Source organism: Serratia sp. PL7, from assembly GCF_945957435.1.
This window is the reverse complement of the sequence record NZ_CAMFLB010000138.1, coordinates 1-356: the sequence shown is the minus strand read 5'-3', so window position 1 is coordinate 356 and position 356 is coordinate 1. Positions and strand designations below refer to the sequence as shown.

Sequence of the window (356 nt, the reverse complement as noted above, 5' to 3'; positions counted from 1 at the left end):
GATGAGTTCCGCGCCTGATGAACCTCCAGAAAATATACGGCTTCAATGAGCCTTTCCGTTTTACAGGTTCCTCAACAGGCCGGTGGGCCGTTAGTATCATCAATATCAGTATTCGCAAAACCAGATCAGTGATTCTTTAAACCGGTGTATTTCTGCCGTTATGCTACATAAGTTTGCTGTCGTGCCGTTAGGGCCCAGGCTATTCTGGCCAGCTTGTTTGCCAGAGCACAAGTGACGACAAAGTTGCTTTTCCGGCACAGTAAATCCCTGACCCAATCGGCCAATTTGCCAGACTGGTGTTCCAGTTTTTGTATGAATACCCTGGCACATTGAACCAACAAAGTTCGGATCTTTTT

General features: G+C 46.6%; 1 pseudogene. It reads right to left on the bottom strand.

What is annotated here, in order from left to right:
- Positions 1-158: 158 nt before the first annotated feature.
- A pseudogene (locus N6G83_RS54625) lies at positions 159-356 on the bottom strand (IS110 family transposase); the annotation flags it as partial.